The sequence below is a fragment of the Fretibacterium fastidiosum genome (genome assembly GCF_964642095.1).
GTDB classification, from domain to species: Bacteria; Synergistota; Synergistia; order Synergistales; family Aminobacteriaceae; genus Fretibacterium; species Fretibacterium fastidiosum.
This window is the reverse complement of the sequence record NZ_OZ209244.1, coordinates 51,412-66,643: the sequence shown is the minus strand read 5'-3', so window position 1 is coordinate 66,643 and position 15,232 is coordinate 51,412. Positions and strand designations below refer to the sequence as shown.

General features: G+C 67.0%; 13 protein-coding genes. 7 read left to right on the top strand and 6 right to left on the bottom strand.

Annotation, left to right across the window (positions count from 1 at the left end; genetic code table 11):
• Window positions 1–139: 139 nt before the first annotated feature.
• The 3 genes from ACK28C_RS00290 to dcd are packed head-to-tail and all read right to left on the bottom strand — an operon-like array spanning window position 140 to window position 3,247.
• The gene (locus ACK28C_RS00290) at window positions 140–1,789 is read right to left on the bottom strand and encodes an AAA family ATPase (RefSeq protein ID WP_015555794.1); all 1,650 of its coding nucleotides are present in this window, start codon (window positions 1,787–1,789) and stop codon (window positions 140–142) included.
• A gap of 2 nt (window positions 1,790–1,791) precedes the next feature.
• Complete coding sequence (locus ACK28C_RS00285; protein WP_015555795.1) at window positions 1,792–2,667, bottom strand: NAD(+)/NADH kinase; 876 nt, start codon at window positions 2,665–2,667, stop codon at window positions 1,792–1,794.
• A 49-nt stretch (window positions 2,668–2,716) separates the two neighbouring features.
• A complete protein-coding gene (gene dcd / locus ACK28C_RS00280; RefSeq protein ID WP_015555796.1) occupies window positions 2,717–3,247 on the bottom strand; it encodes a dCTP deaminase in 531 nt (176 codons plus the stop codon).
• A gap of 204 nt (window positions 3,248–3,451) precedes the next feature.
• Between dcd and ACK28C_RS00275 the strand changes: the two genes are divergently transcribed.
• From ACK28C_RS00275 to ACK28C_RS00255, 5 genes are read left to right on the top strand one after another with little or no spacing between them, the layout of a single operon-like run.
• Window positions 3,452–4,510 (top strand): 3'-5' exoribonuclease YhaM family protein, encoded by a 1,059-nt coding sequence (locus ACK28C_RS00275; protein ID WP_015555797.1) that lies wholly within the window; start codon window positions 3,452–3,454, stop codon window positions 4,508–4,510.
• A complete protein-coding gene (locus tag ACK28C_RS00270) occupies window positions 4,507–5,487 on the top strand; it encodes an RluA family pseudouridine synthase (RefSeq protein ID WP_409152297.1) in 981 nt (326 codons plus the stop codon). The genes ACK28C_RS00275 and ACK28C_RS00270 overlap by 4 nt, the downstream gene beginning before the upstream one ends.
• Complete coding sequence (locus ACK28C_RS00265) at window positions 5,474–6,679, top strand: YibE/F family protein (RefSeq protein ID WP_208872463.1); 1,206 nt, start codon at window positions 5,474–5,476, stop codon at window positions 6,677–6,679. Before ACK28C_RS00270 ends, ACK28C_RS00265 begins: the two co-directional genes overlap by 14 nt.
• Window positions 6,672–7,625 carry an exopolyphosphatase gene (locus tag ACK28C_RS00260; protein WP_015555799.1) on the top strand — a complete coding sequence of 318 codons (954 nt, stop codon included), beginning with the start codon at window positions 6,672–6,674 and terminating at the stop codon, window positions 7,623–7,625. Before ACK28C_RS00265 ends, ACK28C_RS00260 begins: the two co-directional genes overlap by 8 nt.
• A gap of 42 nt (window positions 7,626–7,667) precedes the next feature.
• A complete protein-coding gene (locus ACK28C_RS00255; protein WP_015555800.1) occupies window positions 7,668–8,372 on the top strand; it encodes a lipid-binding SYLF domain-containing protein in 705 nt (234 codons plus the stop codon).
• 692 nt (window positions 8,373–9,064) lie between these two features.
• Here ACK28C_RS00255 and ACK28C_RS00250 read toward each other — a convergent pair.
• Window positions 9,065–9,814, bottom strand: a complete 750-nt coding sequence (locus ACK28C_RS00250) for a hypothetical protein (protein WP_208872464.1) — start codon at window positions 9,812–9,814, stop codon at window positions 9,065–9,067.
• 6 nt (window positions 9,815–9,820) lie between these two features.
• Entirely contained in the window at window positions 9,821–11,023 is a 1,203-nt protein-coding gene (locus ACK28C_RS00245; protein WP_015555801.1) for a M20 family metallopeptidase, read from the bottom strand.
• A gap of 134 nt (window positions 11,024–11,157) precedes the next feature.
• Between ACK28C_RS00245 and ACK28C_RS00240 the strand changes: the two genes are divergently transcribed.
• Window positions 11,158–12,552 (top strand): MATE family efflux transporter, encoded by a 1,395-nt coding sequence (locus ACK28C_RS00240; RefSeq protein WP_015555802.1) that lies wholly within the window; start codon window positions 11,158–11,160, stop codon window positions 12,550–12,552.
• A 73-nt stretch (window positions 12,553–12,625) separates the two neighbouring features.
• The gene (locus ACK28C_RS00235) at window positions 12,626–13,792 is read left to right on the top strand and encodes an iron-containing alcohol dehydrogenase (RefSeq protein WP_208872465.1); all 1,167 of its coding nucleotides are present in this window, start codon (window positions 12,626–12,628) and stop codon (window positions 13,790–13,792) included.
• Window positions 13,793–13,878: 86 nt separating this feature from the next.
• On the opposite strand, the gene ACK28C_RS00230 is transcribed toward ACK28C_RS00235, so the two are convergent.
• Window positions 13,879–15,222, bottom strand: a complete 1,344-nt coding sequence (locus ACK28C_RS00230; RefSeq protein ID WP_015555803.1) for a sodium-dependent transporter — start codon at window positions 15,220–15,222, stop codon at window positions 13,879–13,881.
• Between the last annotated feature and the right edge of the window lie 10 nt (window positions 15,223–15,232).

Sequence of the window (15,232 nt, the reverse complement as noted above, 5' to 3'; positions counted from 1 at the left end):
GGCGTTGACGGGGAATGTCAGACAGGCGCGTCTTATGAAAAACACCCCAGCCCCTTCGGGGCAGCCCCCCTTGCAGGGGGGCCTTTCTTGCCCTTTAGACGCAAATTGGTATTAAACGCGAATTGGTATCACAACGCGCTCACCAGAGGCCTTCCGTCAGAAGCCTTCGGGCGTGTTCCTGGGCTTCGGCCAGGTCAGGGGAGCCGGAGAGCATACGGGCGATCTCGCGCACGCGCGCCTCCCCCTCGATCGCCTCGATCTGAGACTCGCCCCCGGAGCGTTGGATCAGGACGTGGGCGTCCCCCAGCGCGGCGATGGAGGCCTCGTGGGTCACCAGGATCACCTGAGCGTTTCGGGACAGCTCCTTCAGCTTCATGCCGGACAACACGGCTGCCCTTCCGCCCAGCCCGGCCTCCACCTCGTCGAACACCAGGGTCGGCGGCGTCCACTCCTGGGGCAGCGAGAGCTGCAGCGCCAGCAAAAGGCGGCTCAGCTCGCCGCCCGATGCGATCTTGTCGACGCGCCCCACCCTCGTGCCGTCGCGCAGAGCGAACTCCGCCTCATCCGCTCCATCCCGCCGCAGCTTCCCCAGCTCCCGCAGGTGCAGCTCAAAGGAGGTCCCCTCCATGGCCAAATCCTTCAGAAGTGCGTTGACCCGCTGCGAGAGCGCTGCCGCGGCCTCCTGGCGGCTGCGCCTCAACTCCATGGCCAGCGCGTTTGCCCGCTTGCGCAGCTTCAGCGATTCCCCCGTGAGCTCCTCAAGCTTTGGGTAGCTCTTCTCAAGCCATTCAAGGTTGAGCGAGGCCTCCCGGCAGTAGGTCAGGAGGCCTTCTTCGTCCGCGGAGCTGGACAGGCGCTTCAGCCGGCGCAAAGCCCCAAGCCGAGCCTCAAGACGGTCCCGCTCCCCCGCGTCCTCCTCCTGTCCGCTGAGCTCATCCCTGGCCTCGTCCACGGCGTCCTCTATCGCGTGAAGCCCCTCTCGGAGCCGCTGCTGAACGCGCTGGCGGGCCTCGTCCGGCAGGAGCTCCTGAAACGTCTCGACGGCGTTTTTGACCCCGTCCAGGAGCCCCGGCTCAGAGAGCCCCCCGAAGAGCCGGTTCAAGGCATCCTGAGCTCGCTCCCGGCGGACGATGCGGCGGGCCAGCTCCGTGAGGGAAGCCTCCAGCCCGGCCTCCAGCCCCGGCTCCGGCGCCACCTTCCGCACGAGGGCCAGGACCTCCTGAGCGTTGGCGTAGCGGCGTTCGATCTCCTCCCGCCGGCGCGACATCGCCCTCAGCTCCTGGCTGCGGGCCCTCGCCTCGTCGAAGACGCGGCACAGCTCACGGGCCGTATCGCGCGCCTCCCGGGAGGTGCAGGAGTCCAGCATGGCCAGCTGGCGCGCATCGTCCAGGAGCTCCATCTGCGCGAACTGGCTCTGGATTCGGAGCAGCCGGGCCGCCGCGACGGAATAGGTGGCGAGGGGGATTTGCAGGCCCTGCAGCGAGGATCGGGCGCGGCCGCCCCTGAGGAGGGTCCGCCGGGCGAGGAGGGTCCCCTCCTCAGGCTGAAGGGCGTCCGAGAGCTCTGGAAAGCGGGCGTCGGTCCCGAAGCACGCCTCGGCGCCTCCCTCGTCCTCCCCGGCCCGCAGCAGCTGCACCTCGCCCCTCTTGCCTCCCACCAACTCGATGGCCCGCACGACGCTGCTCTTGCCCGCTCCGCTCTCGCCGGTGATGACGGTGAGGCCCCGCCCGAAGGCGAGGTCCGCCCTTCGGATGCCGCCGATGTTCCACAGGGTAAGCCTCTCCAGCATGACTACTCCCTGTTGACGCCCGGCCTGCTCTGCCCCCAGCCGAGCTTCTCCTGAAGGAGGTCCAGGAAGTTGCGCCCCGGCAGGACCACGGTGCGGATCAGCTTGTCCGGCGGCAGATCGACGTCGATCCTGTCGTCGGTGAAGACCTCGTAGGCCAGCTGTCCGTCCTGGGTCAGGGTGATGTCCCGTGAGCTGCTTCTGGGGATGAGGGATATCCGGTCCGTCGCCGCCGCGATCAGGGGGCGGGAGTACAGCGTGTGGGCGCAGAGGGGGGCCAGCAGCATGCTGTCCAGGTGCGGTGGGATGATGGGCCCGCCGGCGGAGAGGGCGTAGGCGGTGGAGCCGGTGGGGGAGGAGATGATGACGCCGTCGGCGGGGAGGATGCCGAAGAAGCGGCCGTTGAACTGCACCTCGATGTGCAGCAGGCGGGCGATGGCGTTCTTCGAGAGCACCACGTCGTTCAGGGCGTAGATGGTGTAGCGGGGGACGCCGTCGCGGTAGAGCACGCAGCGCAGCACGCGACGGTTCAGCACGTCGAAGCGATCCTCCAGGATGCTCTTCAGGTCGCACTCCGCCTCCTCTGGTTTGCTGGAGGCGAGGAAGCCCAGGTGTCCCAGGTTGATGCCGTGGAGGACGATGTCCGAGTCCAGGACGTAGCGCGCGGCGCGCAGGAACGTCCCGTCGCCGCCGATGACGACGGCCAGCTTGACGGTGTTCAGCCATTCCTCGTCGCTCAGCCCCGCCGCGGTCAGCGCCGAGGCCTCCAGGTGCGGCAGCAGGAAGCTGCATCCGTTCGCCTGTCCCCACCTCAGGAGGCGCCGCGCCATCTCCACGGCCTCCGGCTTATGCAGGTTGACGATCATTCCCAGGTCGTTCATGCCGGGTCCTCCATTCCGTGTCCGCTGGGATCGGGGTAAAGGCGGGACATCAGCCGCGGTCCTGCTGGAACTCCCGGTACATCAGGCTGGGCTGGATCCCCCGGTTGTTCTGGTACTTTCCGCTTTTGTAGAGGTCGTATTCCCCCGCGATGGTGTGGTAGTAGATCTGGCAGATCTCGACCCCCGCGTAGATGCGCACCGGCTGGATGCAGAAGATCTCGAGCGTCCAGTAGCCCGCAAAGCCGATGTCGCCGAAGCCCGCCGTGACGTGGATGCAGAGGCCCAGGCGCCCCGTGGAGGAGCGGCCCTCCAACATGGGGATGTACTTCTCCGTCCTCGTGTACTCCGCCGTGCGCCCCAGGTAGAGCCGGCCCGGCGTCAGCGTCAGGCCCTCCGGCGGGATGTGGAGGGCTTCGGTGGCGTTCGGCGTCTTCATGTTGAGGACCTCGTCCCGGTAGACGAGCAGCTCCCCGTGGAGGGACAGGTTGTAGCTGTTGGGGTTCACCCTTCGTTCGTCGAAGGGGTCGATGACGATGCCGCTGCCCATCTCCCTCACGATTTCCCTTCCGGAGAGGATCATGTCGAAAAACTCCTTCCGCGCCCTGGCGCAGGGATGCGGGGGCGGCGCGCCGCCCCTTCGTCTATTGTACCCGTTTTCACCCGACCGGAGGGCGACGGGAGAGGAGATGCCACAAAAATCATATATAATTCTTAGGTGAAACGGTTCCGGGCAGGACGCATCGCCGGGGCCGCACGAGAAAAAGGGAAGAGGACATCGACGCAGATGAAAGAAAAGAAGAACTCAACGGTGAGAGAGGTTCGGCAGCTTCCGCTGGACGCCACCTTCAACGTCCTGGGCGTCGTATCCCGGCTGACCCGCAAGAAGGACAGGAACGACAAGCCCTTCTGGGACATCTCGATTACCGATGGAACCGGAGACCTGGAGGGGAAGATCTGGGGCGGCTCCAACTGGTGGAACCTGTCGGGAGGGGACCGGTACCCTCTTGACCCCCTGAACCTGGGCGATCTGAAGTTCGAGGGGGCCGCCGTGGGCCTGCAGGGAAAGGTCTCGGAGTTTCGCGAACAGACTCAGTACAACTTCAACGACGTCTACTACGTCGATCAGGAGAAGTACCCGCCCCACAGCTTCGTCCGACGCTCACCCCTGTCCGACGAGAGGATGGAGGGCGAATTCCGCGCGCTCCTGGCGGAGATGCGCGAGCCCCTGAAGTCGTTTTTGGAAGCGGTCTTCTTCAAGCACGGGCTGTGGAAGAAGTTCATGGCCTGGCCGGCCGCTGTCTCCATGCACCACGCCTACGTCGGGGGGCTCCTGGAGCACTCCCTGGCCGTCGCCCTGGGGGCGAAGGCGCTGGCCCGGCACTACGCGGACAGGGGCTACCCGGTGGACGTGGACCTGGCGACGGCCGGTGGCCTGCTTCACGACCTGGGCAAGCTGGACAGCTATTCCCTCAACCCGGCGCCGCAGATGACGATTCCGGGCAACGTGGCGGAGCACATCGTTTTGGGGTACCATCGCTTCATGGTGCTGGCGGAGCAGGAGGGGCTGGACGACGGGGTGGCGCTGGCGCTGGGACACATCATCGTCAGCCACCACGGCCGGCGCGAGTACGGTTCCCCCGTGCTGCCCGCGACCCAGGAGGCTTTGATCGTCGCCGCCTCCGACGACCTGGACTTCAAGATGTTCTGCTGGCGCTCGCAGATCGACGGGCTGGAGGCGGGGCACGACACGACGGACTACATTCCCCTGCTGGAGCGCCGCTTCTGGCGTGGCCTGCCGGCGAAGGCCGCTTCAGGTGGGGGAGCGGAGGAAAAATCGGAATGAGCTTCAGCCTCCGCCTGAGCCAGGACCACGACGGCAGAAGGCTGGATCGGATGCTGCGCTCCGTCTGGCCCGAACTGCCCCTGTCGGCCATCATGCGGGCGATCCGAAAGGGCGAGGTACGCCTCGACTCGACCCGCGCCAGGGAACCGGGGGCCCGCGTTCGGGGAGGGCAGGAGCTCTGGGTCCCCTGGGAGGCGCCGGGCGAGCGCCCTGCGGTCCCACGCCGCGGCGCCGTGCCCATCCTGTGGCGGGGGGGCTGTGCGCTGGTGGTCAACAAGCCGGCGGACCTCCTGGTGCAGCCCGACGTCAAGGACGGGGACAGCGTCGTCACGCGAGTTTGGAGCATGTTGGGCGCGGCGGAGGGCGGCTCTCCGGGCTTCGCCCCGACGGCGGTCCACCGGCTGGACCGCAACACGACGGGCGTGCTGATCGTGGCCCTGCGGGGCGACGCGCTGCGCGCCCTTGAGGACGCCTTCAGGGAGCGCCTGGCGGGCAAGCGCTACCTGGCGATCGTGGTGGGCAGGCCGTCCCGCGAGCTGGAGGAGATCGACGCTCCCCTCTTGAAGGATTCGGAGGCCAACGTGGTGCGGGTCTCGCCGGAGGGAAAGAGCGCCCGCACGCGCTGCCGGTGCCTGGCCTCGGACGGGGGGCTCTCCCTGGTGGAGCTGGAGCTGCTCACGGGCCGGACGCATCAGGCCCGCGTCCACCTGGCCCACGTCGGCTGTCCCATCCTTGGGGACCGGAAGTACGGGGACTTCGAGGCGAACCGCCTCTGGCGCGCCGCGGCCCGACGACCCCTCCTGCACGCCCTTGAACTGAGCTTCCCGGACGGATTGAGCCCCGTCCTTCGGGAGCTGGCCGGCCGGTCGTTCCGCGCCCCCGTTCCGAAGGACATGCGGGCCATCGCGGTGGACCGGGGATGGACGCTTCCGGCGGACATCAGCTGCCCCGGTGAGGACGAAGATGGGGACGAATGAGAGGGAGCCCTCGATGCGCCGCCTCCTGGGGAGGCGGGGGCAGGTCCTGGGCCTGACCTTGCTGCGCCTGGCCGTGTCCCTGGCGGCCGCGGCGGCGGTCTATTGGGGGACGGACTACTGGACGACACGGATATGGAACTGCGAGGAGTCTCTGATCGTCCGCGTCCTTGGCATGGGTCCGGAGACTCCCGTCCCTCCCGCCCGTGGGGAGCAGGAGAGCTTCCCGACCCTTCAGAGGCAGCTCACGCTTTTGATCCTCACGGGGGATCAAAGGGGAGTGACGGCCAACGTCAAGGTCGTTCGGCTCGATGGGAGCGGGTTGGACCCCATCGAGGGGCGGCGCTACCTTCTGGTCCAGGACGTCTTCGAGGGGGGCGAAGTGCAGTACTCCATCGCCGACGCCTACCGCGTTCCGTCGCTCGTGGCCTTTGTCGCTGGCGTGTGCCTCTGCCTCCTGGCCCTCACCGGCGCGGCCGGCTTCTGGGCCCTGGCGGGCCTCGCCCTTTCGCTGGTCGTGCTCATCTGGGGGATGATCCCCCTCATGACCAGGGGGTGGAGCCCCATGGCCATGGCCTTCGCCGCGATCCTGCTCGTCTCGTCGGCCACGATCTTCTGCGTCGTCCGGCGTTCGTGCTACCGCAGCGCGGCCCTCCTGGGGAGCCTCAGCGGGGCCGGCTGCGGCTTTCTGCTGGGGGCGTTTATGGTGTGGGCGTGGCAGCTGTCGGGGCTCGCGGGGGAGGGGGCGGCCCTCCTGGCCTCCACCCTTCCGGGGATCGACATGCAGGGCATCCTCCTGGCCTCGATCCTGGTGAGCGCCATCGGCGCTGTGCTGGACGTCGCCGTCTCGGTGACGGCCTCCATGGCGGAACTGGTGAGCTACGCGCCGGACATCCCCCTGCGGCGGCTCTGGACGGCCGGCATCAGCGTGGGCAGCGAGGTGCTGGGGAGCATGATCAACACCCTGATCCTGGCCTACCTGGGTAGCTCGCTTCCGATGGCGATCCTGATCTGCAGCGCGGGGGCCAACCTTCTGGGGATCCTGAACGACCCCTACATCGGCCAGCAGATCGTGCAGAGCCTGGCCGGAACCGTGGGGCTCCTGTGCACCATCCCGACGACGGCCTTCTTCTTCGTGGTGCAGGAGGGCTGGAACCGCCGCCGGTCGGGCGCGACGGAGGCCCGGAATGGGTAGCACCGGAGGGGGCAGGGTCTGCGCGGCGGTGGACATCGGCAGCAACTCCATCAAGCTGAGGGTGGGGTGCTGCGCCGCTGGTGGGGTGCAGGTCCTCCTGGACACCACGGAGGTGGTGCGCCTCGGGGGCTGCCTCAGGGACGGGGCGATCCCGGAGGAGACGATGGGCAACGCCGTGCGGGTCGTCTCGGAGATGGTGGGCCGCGCCCGAAGGATGGGGGCGGAGCCCTGTCTGGTGGGCACCATGGCCCTGCGCGTCGCGGCCAACGCCCACGAGTTCTTGTCCCTGGTCCACCGGCGGACGGGGCTTGAGGTTCGGATCCTGTCCGGCGAGGAAGAGGCGAGCTACTCCTGGAAGGGGGCCTCGGCGGACTTCGCCCGAAACGGCGGGGACCTGGTCCTGTTCGACACCGGCGGCGGCAGCACGGAGTTCGTCTTCGGCCGGCGGGGGGCCGTCGAGAGGATTCAGAGCGTCCCCGTGGGAGCCGTCTCCCTGACGGAGCGCTTCTTCGCGGAGGACCCGCCTCCGAAGCTCGCCCTGGACGAGGCCATGGCCTGCGTTCGGGAGGCCCTGAGCGCGAACGGCATCGCCCGCGCCCACCCTGGGACGGCCCCGGCGGTCCTGGGCCTTGGCGGGGGCGCCGTCGCCATAGGCTCCGTAAAGGACGGCTCGGCGACCTTCATCCCCACGAGGCTGCACGGCATGATGCTGACCCGAAAGGACGTCGCGGAGCAGGTGGAGCTCTATGCGTCGCTCCCGCTGGCGGAGCGGCGGAGGATCGCGGGCCTGCCGGCCTCCCGCGCGGACATCGTCCTGGGCAGCGCCTGCATCATCCTCGGCGCCATGCGAGCCCTCGACGTGGAGTGCTTCACCCTCAGCATCAACGGTCTGCGCCACGGCGTGCTCCTCGAGATGTGCGAGGGGCCGCGTTCCGATGGGGAATAACAAATTCGGGGGCCTGCGAGCCCCACAGGAGGCGGAAAACACATGCGCACTATGAAGGTTCGTAAGGGGTTTTACGGTTTTCTGGCGGCGGTCCTGGCGGCGGCGGTCTGCGCCTCTGCCACGGACAGGGCCTGGGCGGCATCGGCTCAGGGGATCATCAGCGACTCTATCGACGTGCTGCACGACATGGCGAAGCAGGAGGACGCGGACGCCATGGCGGACGTCCTGAAGGACGCCCATGCGGTGGCGATCGTCCCGGCGATGGTGAAGGCGGGGCTGATCATCGGCGGCGAGTACGGCGAGGGGCTGATCCTGCGTCGGGAGAAGGGGCGGTGGTACGGCCCCAGCTACTACAACCTGGGCGGCGGGTCCCTGGGCCTGCAGATCGGGGCCCAGAAGATATCCCTCGTCCTGGTGGTCACCAACGAGGACGGGGTCCGCGCGTTTTTGAACAGTCGGACGAAGCTGGGCGCCGACGTGTCCGTGGCCGCCGGCCCCACAGGACGCCGCGCCGAGGCGGCGACGGACGCGCAGGCCAGGGCCTCCATCTACAGCTACTCCATGACGAAGGGCCTCTTCGCCGGGGTGTCGCTGGAGGGCTCGGTGATCAGCGTCAGCGTCAAGCGCAACGAGGACTACTGGAAGAAGAAGCTCAGCGCGGACGACGCCCTGAAGCAGCCGGCGAAGGACAAGCGGATTCTGCCGCTTACGGGCGCCCTGGACAACCTGGCCAGGAAGGCGCGATAGGGCTCGGGAGCCTTGTCGCGGCGGGTTGCGCTGCGGCTCCTGAAACTTTGAGGCCCTGCTGTCAATCGCTGGAGAAAAAACCAAATCCGAAGGCAAAATTTTTAACGTGCGTCGGACGCCGGTTTTGCACGTTTTCTGCTGCCCCTGACGGGTGAAAGGTCATGCCAATTCGCGTTTAATACGGATTGCCTCCCCTGAAAGGGGAGGTGCCGCCAAGGGCGGCGGAGGGGTTCAGCCAGACGACCGGCCTCACGCAAGCCGATCTTTGGGGAGGATTGCGGCGGCCGGTCGGTCGGCTGAGGGCGAAGGAAGTCCGGGGGACTTCCGTAGCTCAGCCAGACGACGCAGCTTATGCAATCGCGTCAGCGATTGCAGCGCTGCGTTGGTCGGCTGTGCCGAAGCAAGGCAATGGATTGCCTTGTGGAGGCGTTGATGGGGAATGTCAGACAGGCGCGTCTTATGAAAAACACCCCTCCCCTTCGGGGAGCCTTCCGGCAGCCGTTCGCTGACGCTCACGGGCGTCAGTCCCCCACTTCGGGGCAGCCCCCCTTACAGGGGGGCCTTTCTTTCCCTTTAGACGCAAATTGGTATCACACGGCTTCCCGAACGGTTGTTCGGAGGTGCTTGTCGTCCCACAAGAACCTACAGGACGTCGCCCTCCCTGCGGGGCGCACAGCCCGTGAGAGGGCAGGTCAACCGTCGACCAGTCCCTGCCCGGTCGCGCCAAGCGAGAGCAGGCGCCGCTCGAGGTCCAGAAGCCCCATCGTGAAGCCGTCCTCGCGCGGGGAGGCGGACGGGGGGTGGGGTCGTCCTTTCGGCGTGCGGAAGGGCAGCGAGATCGTCCTGAAGTCCATCCAATCCGGTCGGTTCGCCGCGACGCGCGCAGCGGCGCGGTAGAGTTGGAAGCAGTCCGACAGGGAAACGTGTGCCGCGGCGTCCCCGACGGCCTCCTCCGCGCGCTGAATGTCCTCCGTGACGGACAGCGCGCGGGGACCGCAGCACACCGCGTCCACGGCCTCACTGAGCCGTGGTGGCTTGAAGCGGTTCCGCCCCGGCAGGGCACAGAACTCCGTCAGGCCCCGCATGGAGCACCAGCACGGGAGGAGGAGTTGAGCCGCCTCCGGAAGGAAGGCCATGTCGAAGCGCGCGTTGTGGATGACGAGCCCCTCGACGTTCCAATGGTCCCAGAACGCCATCAGGTCGGGCCAGTCCTCGACGAAGTAGGGCGAACCCCCGGGGCGGCGGGCGCGCAGGGCCAGGAGCCTTTCGGGCGTCAGGCCGTGGACGCGGACGAGCCAGCGGTTGAAGGGTTCGGTAGGAAGGTAGAAGCGGTTGAAGAAGGCAAGGAGGCACCCCGTCTCGTCGAACACGATGGACGAGGCGGAGAGCACGGAGGTCCCCGGGTAGCCGTTCGTCTCGAGGTCGAAGGCCGCGATGTTCACGCCGGCTTAATCCCCGTTCAGGAAGCTCCAGGCGAAGCCGGCGTGGAGGGCGGCCGCGCGCTTGAGCTGCGCCTCGTCCAGGTTGAAGGTCGGCGAGTGATGGGGGCAGCGGGTGCCCGGCTGGGCGGGGTCGCCGACGCCCAGTTGAGCGAAGGTCGCCGGCACGGCACGGCCGTAGAAGCTGAAGTCCTCGGAGCCCATGTTCACGGGCGCCTCCTCCGCGTCGGCGCCGAACATCGCCTCCGCCGTCTCCTTCAGGATTTGGGTCAGCTTCGGGTCGTTGATGACCGCGGGGTAGAAGCGCATGTAGTTCAGGTCGATCCTGCAGCGCGTCGTCAGGGCGACGCCCTCCGCGATGCGGCGCATGGCGGCCTCGACCCTGTCCTGCATCTCCGGGCTCAGGGCGCGGGTCGCTCCCATCAGGGTGACGCTCTCAGGGATGATGTTGCGGGTTTTGGTGGAGCTCTCCACGCTGGTGATGCTGATGACGGCCGTGTCCGTGGGCGCGACCTCGCGGGAGACGATGGTCTGCAGGGCGCAGCCCAGCGTGCAGGCGGCGACGACGGGGTCCACGGCCTTCTCCGGGGCGGCGCCGTGTCCCCCCTTGCCCGTGACGACCAGGTCCCAGCCGTCGGCCGAGGCCATGCAGGGGCCGGACCGATAGAGCACCTTGCCAGTGGGGTAGAGGCTGAAGAGGTGGAGGCCGAAGATGCCGTCCACACCCTGAAGCGCCCCCTCCTGGATCATGACCCTGGCTCCACCGCGGGGGCCATCCTCCTCGGCGGGCTGAAACAGCAGGCGCACCGTGCCGGGCAGCTCGTCCCGAATCTGCGTCAGGATGCGCGCCGCGGTGAGCAGCCCCGCCATGTGCCCGTCGTGTCCGCAGGCGTGCATGACGCCGTCGTTTTGGGATCGGTACTCGACGTCGTTTTCCTCGTGGATGGGCAGAGCGTCGATGTCCGAGCGCAGGGCCACGCGCCTGCCGGGACGGGCGCCCTCGATGTCGGCGATCAGGCCGCTCGACGTCCCGCCGTAGCCGCGATGGAGGACCGGAATGCCCAGTTTCCCCAGCTCCTCCGCGATGCGGTCCGTCGTCCGAGCCTCCTGCCAGGAGAGCTCCGGATGCGCGTGGAAGTGTCGCCGCAGGGCTACGGCGTCGCGCTCATATTCCCTCGCCAGGTCCTTGATCCTGCTCAGCATGTTCATCATCGTGCCTCCATCGTTCCTTCAATCTGTCGTCGCTTCTCCCAGGACATTATAATCATTATAATACAGGTCCGGCTGTGCTATGATAGGCCCTGGAAACGTTTTGAGGCAAATTCATTGACACGGGGGGGATATCTATGCTTCAGCCGCAGCGCATGGGCCGTGAGCCCATGCTGAAACTGATCTTCAGCTTCACGCTGCCATCCATCGCGGGGATGCTTGCGAACGCACTGTACAATATCGTGGACCGCATGTTCGTCGGCCGCCTCGTCGGGACGATGGGACTGGCCGCCATCAGCGTCTGCTTCCCCTTCATGCTCCTGCTCCTCTCGCTCTCGCTGCTCTTTGGGATCGGGGCCGTCCCCATGATATCGGGGGCGCTGGGGGAGAAGAACGACGACCTGGCCGAGGCCGTGCTGGGCAGCGCCCTCGCCGCAGCTGCGCTGGTCAGCGTCCTGGTGAGCGTCGTCGCCTTCATCTGGATGGACCCGCTGCTGCGACTGAGCGGCGCGAACGAGGAGCTCCTTGGTCCGTCGCGGGAGTACCTGCGCGTCATCCTGCTGGGCGCGCCCTTTGGGATGCTCTCCTTCGTCATGAACTTCGCCATCCGTGCGGAGGGACGCCCCAACTTTGCCATGGCCACGCAGGTGTTGGGTGCCGTCGCGAACATCGTTCTGGACGCGCTGTTCGTCTGGGGCCTGAAGTGGGGCGTCGCGGGGGCAGCGTGGGGCACGGCGTTGGCGCAGCTGGCCAGCCTGCTGTGGGTCGCCTCCTTCTACTGGCGCCGGTTGGGGCACCTGCGCCTTCGCTTGCAGCACTGCCGCCTGCAGCCGAGGCTCCTCGGCCGCCTCACGGCCCTGGGCTTCCCCTCCGCCTTGACGGAGGTTTCGTTTTCCTTGTTTTACGTGTTGTTCAACCAGTCCCTGGCGAAGTACAGCGGCCCCCTCGCCGTCTCCGCCCTGGGGGCCTTCATGGGCTGGGACTCCCTGCTCTTCCTTCCCGTCGTGGGGATATGCGACGGGGTGCAGGCCATCTTCGGCTTCAACTGGGGCGCGCGGCGTCCCCTGCGCGTTCTGGAGGCGCTGAAGCTGGCCCTCATCCTCGGCACGGGGTACTTCATGGGCAGCGTCGTCGTGGTGCACTTCTTCCTGTGGGACATGATGCGCCTGTTCTCCACCGACCCCGAGCTCCTGACCATCGCCGTCGTGGGAGGGCGCGTCGCCTATGCGGGCGTCATCTTCACCGGCGTGGCCATGGTCACGAACAGTTTCTTTCAGGGGATCGGTCTGTCCGGACTCTCTCTCTTCCTCTCCCTCTGCCGCCAGTTCGTCTTCCTCATCCCGGCGCTCCTCATCATGCCCCGCATCTGGGGTGCCATCGGCGTCTGGGGCGCCTTCCCCGCTTTGGACGCGGGGGGCGGCGCGCTGTCCATCCTGCTCCTCTGGGGTCAGTGCCGCAGGCTGGGCCTCCTGCGGTGTGAGGCCAGGCGCCTGCGCCTCGCCAGACTGAGGCGGGCGGGGGGAGGCGCCTGAAGGGGCCGTGAGATCCCGCCGATTGATAATGCTCTGTTTTTCATGAATTTTTCTGTGAATGGAGGCGCTTGAATTGCATAACTTTACGTGGTGGAATCCGACGATCGTCTTCTTTGGCGAGGGGACGATCCCCAAGCTGGCGGAGCAGCTCTCCGCGATCCGCGCCAGGAGCGTGCTCCTGCTCTACGGCGGCGGGGCGATCTTTAAGAATGGGGCCTACGCGCAGGTGACGGAGGCGCTGACGCGGGCCGGCATCGAGTTTCCGGAGGTGGGGGGCGTCCTGCCGAACCCGCGGGTGGACAAGGTGCGCGAGGCGATAGCGCGGATCAAGGCCGTGCCGGTTGACGCCATCGTCCCCATCGGCGGCGGCAGCGTCTTCGACTCGGCGAAGGCCGTAGCCGCGGGAGCGTGCTACGACGGCGACGTGTGGGACTTCTTTGAAAAGAAGGCTGAGGTGCAGAAGGCCCTGCCGATCTTCGGCGTCCTGACGGCGTCGGCCACCTCGAGCGAGGTGAACGACATCGCTGTGGTGTCAAACCCGGAGAGCGAGTTCAAGACCTCTATATCGAGCCCGTTGCTCTTTCCGAAGGTGTCCGTCATCGACCCGACGCTGCAGTTCACGCTCCCGGAGCGGCAGACGGTCAACGGCGGCGTGGACATCATGGCCCACGTGCTGGAGCGCGTGCTGGACGGCGACGAGGGGGCGGAGCTGATGGACGAGCAGGGGTATGCCCTCCTGCGCAGCATGATGCGCCTGATTCCGGACCTGATCGAGAACCCGAAGGACTACGACGCGCGGGCGGAGTACGCCTGGGCGGCTTCCATCGCCCACAGCGGCTTTTTGTCCTGCGGGCGGAACGGCCGCGGGGACTTTGCCTCCCACAAGCTGGGACATGCTCTCAGCCTGCTGTTCGACGTGCCCCACGGCGCGTCGCTCTCGGTCATGATGCCCGCCTGGGCGCGCTACCTGCACGAGGAATACCCCGTGCCCTTCGCCCGGCTGGCGGAGAACGTCTTTGACATCTACGACGGGACGGACGAGGACAAGGCGCTTGAGGGCATCGAGTCGCTGGAGGACTTCTTCGGCTCCATCGGCGCGCCGACGACGCTGCGCGAGCTGAACGTCCAGGAGGAGGACGTCCGCCGCCTGGCGGAGAACGCCTCGTCCCACGGCAGCTTCGGCAAGCTGAAGTGCCTGAGCGAGGAGGACGTCCTCGAAATCTACAAGCTGGCGTACTGAGCTTTTGGCGCCGGTTTGCGGGACGACGAAAGGGGGCCGAAGCCCCCTTTTTTGCGCTCTTGAAAACGGCAAGCCCCCGTCGTCGCCTAAAAGAGCCCCTTGTAGAACACGATGCCGATGGCGACGGGCGCCACGATGCGGATGATCCAGGCCCAGGCTCTCAGCAATTTGAAGCGATAGGTCCCGTGGTTTGATATCTCGTCCTCCGCCCTGTCGAGGAACCGCCAGCCGACGAAGATGCAGGTCAGGATGGCGCAGAGCGGCAGTATGATGTGGTTGGACAGGAAGTCCATGGCGCTCAGGAAGTCCATACCCCAGAGCTTGGGGGAGCCGCTCAGGGACGCGGCCGAGGGCAGGCCCAGCAGCGTGATGATGACCCCCATGACGAGGGAGGACTTTCTGCGGGACCACTTCAGGTCGTCCATGCCGTGGGCCACGGTCACCTCGAAGAGCGACATGGAGGAGGTGATGGCCGCGAAGAAGAGTAGGACGAAGAACAGGGCGGAAAAGATTTCGCCGTGGGGCATCCTGGCGAAGACCCCCGGCAGGACGATGAACGTCAGCCCCACGCCCTGGGTGGGTTCGAGCCCCATGGAGAACACCGCAGGGAAGATGACGAGCCCCGCCAGGAAGGCCGCCAGCGAGTCGTAGAAGACCACGTAGGCGACGCTGGAGGGCAGGTGCTCCTCGTCCCTGATGTAGCTGGCGTAGGTGACCATAATGCCCATCCCCAGGGAGAGGGAGAAGAAGCCCTGGCTCAGGGCGTCCAGCAGGGCCGGCCAGGTCAGCTTGCTGAAGTCGGGCCGCAGGTAGAAGTCGAGGCCCTGCAGGGCCCCCGGCAGGGTGACGGCCCGCGCGATGAGCACGAGCATGATGAGGAAGAGCAGCGGCATCATCACCTTGCAGGCGCGCTCGATGCCCTTGCCGATGCCCCCCAGCACGATGCCCACCGTCATGGCCATGAAGGCCAGGAAGTAGGCGATCACCTCCGTGGGGCTGCCGACGAAGTGGTTGAAGACGTCGCGGGACTGGCCCTCCACGGCCTGCGGCATCAGGTCCTGAAGGCTTGCCACGATGTACTTCAGCGTCCAGCCCCCGATGACCGCGTAGTAGGAGAGGATGATGAAGCTCCCCCCTATCGTTCCCATCCAGCCCACGAGGGTCCAGGTGTGGGTCCCCGACGCCTGCCAGAAGGCCGGGACCGGCGCCTTGCGCATACGCCGTCCCAGCGCAAACTCGCCCAGCATGACCGTCGCCCCGATGGTGGCCACCAGCAGCAGGTAGACGACCAGAAACGCCGCCCCGCCGTTCATCCCCACCATGTAGGGGAAGCGCCAGATGTTTCCCAGGCCGATCGCCGACCCCGACGCCGCCAGGATGAAGCCGATCCGGCTCCCCCAGTTCTCCCTCTCGTTGTGCCCATCGCTCATGATGTTCCAT

Excerpts from the sequence above, each read along its gene's own strand:
- ACK28C_RS00290 (WP_015555794.1), bottom strand. The coding sequence starts at position 1,789 with ATGCTGGAGAGGCTTACCCTGTGGAACATCGGCGGCATCCGAAGGGCG.
- ACK28C_RS00285 (WP_015555795.1), bottom strand. The coding sequence starts at position 2,667 with ATGAACGACCTGGGAATGATCGTCAACCTGCATAAGCCGGAGGCCGTG.
- dcd (WP_015555796.1), bottom strand. The coding sequence starts at position 3,247 with ATGATCCTCTCCGGAAGGGAAATCGTGAGGGAGATGGGCAGCGGCATC.
- ACK28C_RS00275 (WP_015555797.1), top strand. The coding sequence starts at position 3,452 with ATGAAAGAAAAGAAGAACTCAACGGTGAGAGAGGTTCGGCAGCTTCCG.
- ACK28C_RS00270 (WP_409152297.1), top strand. The coding sequence starts at position 4,507 with ATGAGCTTCAGCCTCCGCCTGAGCCAGGACCACGACGGCAGAAGGCTG.
- ACK28C_RS00265 (WP_208872463.1), top strand. The coding sequence starts at position 5,474 with ATGGGGACGAATGAGAGGGAGCCCTCGATGCGCCGCCTCCTGGGGAGG.
- ACK28C_RS00260 (WP_015555799.1), top strand. The coding sequence starts at position 6,672 with ATGGGTAGCACCGGAGGGGGCAGGGTCTGCGCGGCGGTGGACATCGGC.
- ACK28C_RS00255 (WP_015555800.1), top strand. The coding sequence starts at position 7,668 with ATGCGCACTATGAAGGTTCGTAAGGGGTTTTACGGTTTTCTGGCGGCG.
- ACK28C_RS00245 (WP_015555801.1), bottom strand. The coding sequence starts at position 11,023 with ATGATGAACATGCTGAGCAGGATCAAGGACCTGGCGAGGGAATATGAG.
- ACK28C_RS00240 (WP_015555802.1), top strand. The coding sequence starts at position 11,158 with ATGCTTCAGCCGCAGCGCATGGGCCGTGAGCCCATGCTGAAACTGATC.
- ACK28C_RS00230 (WP_015555803.1), bottom strand. The coding sequence starts at position 15,222 with ATGAGCGATGGGCACAACGAGAGGGAGAACTGGGGGAGCCGGATCGGC.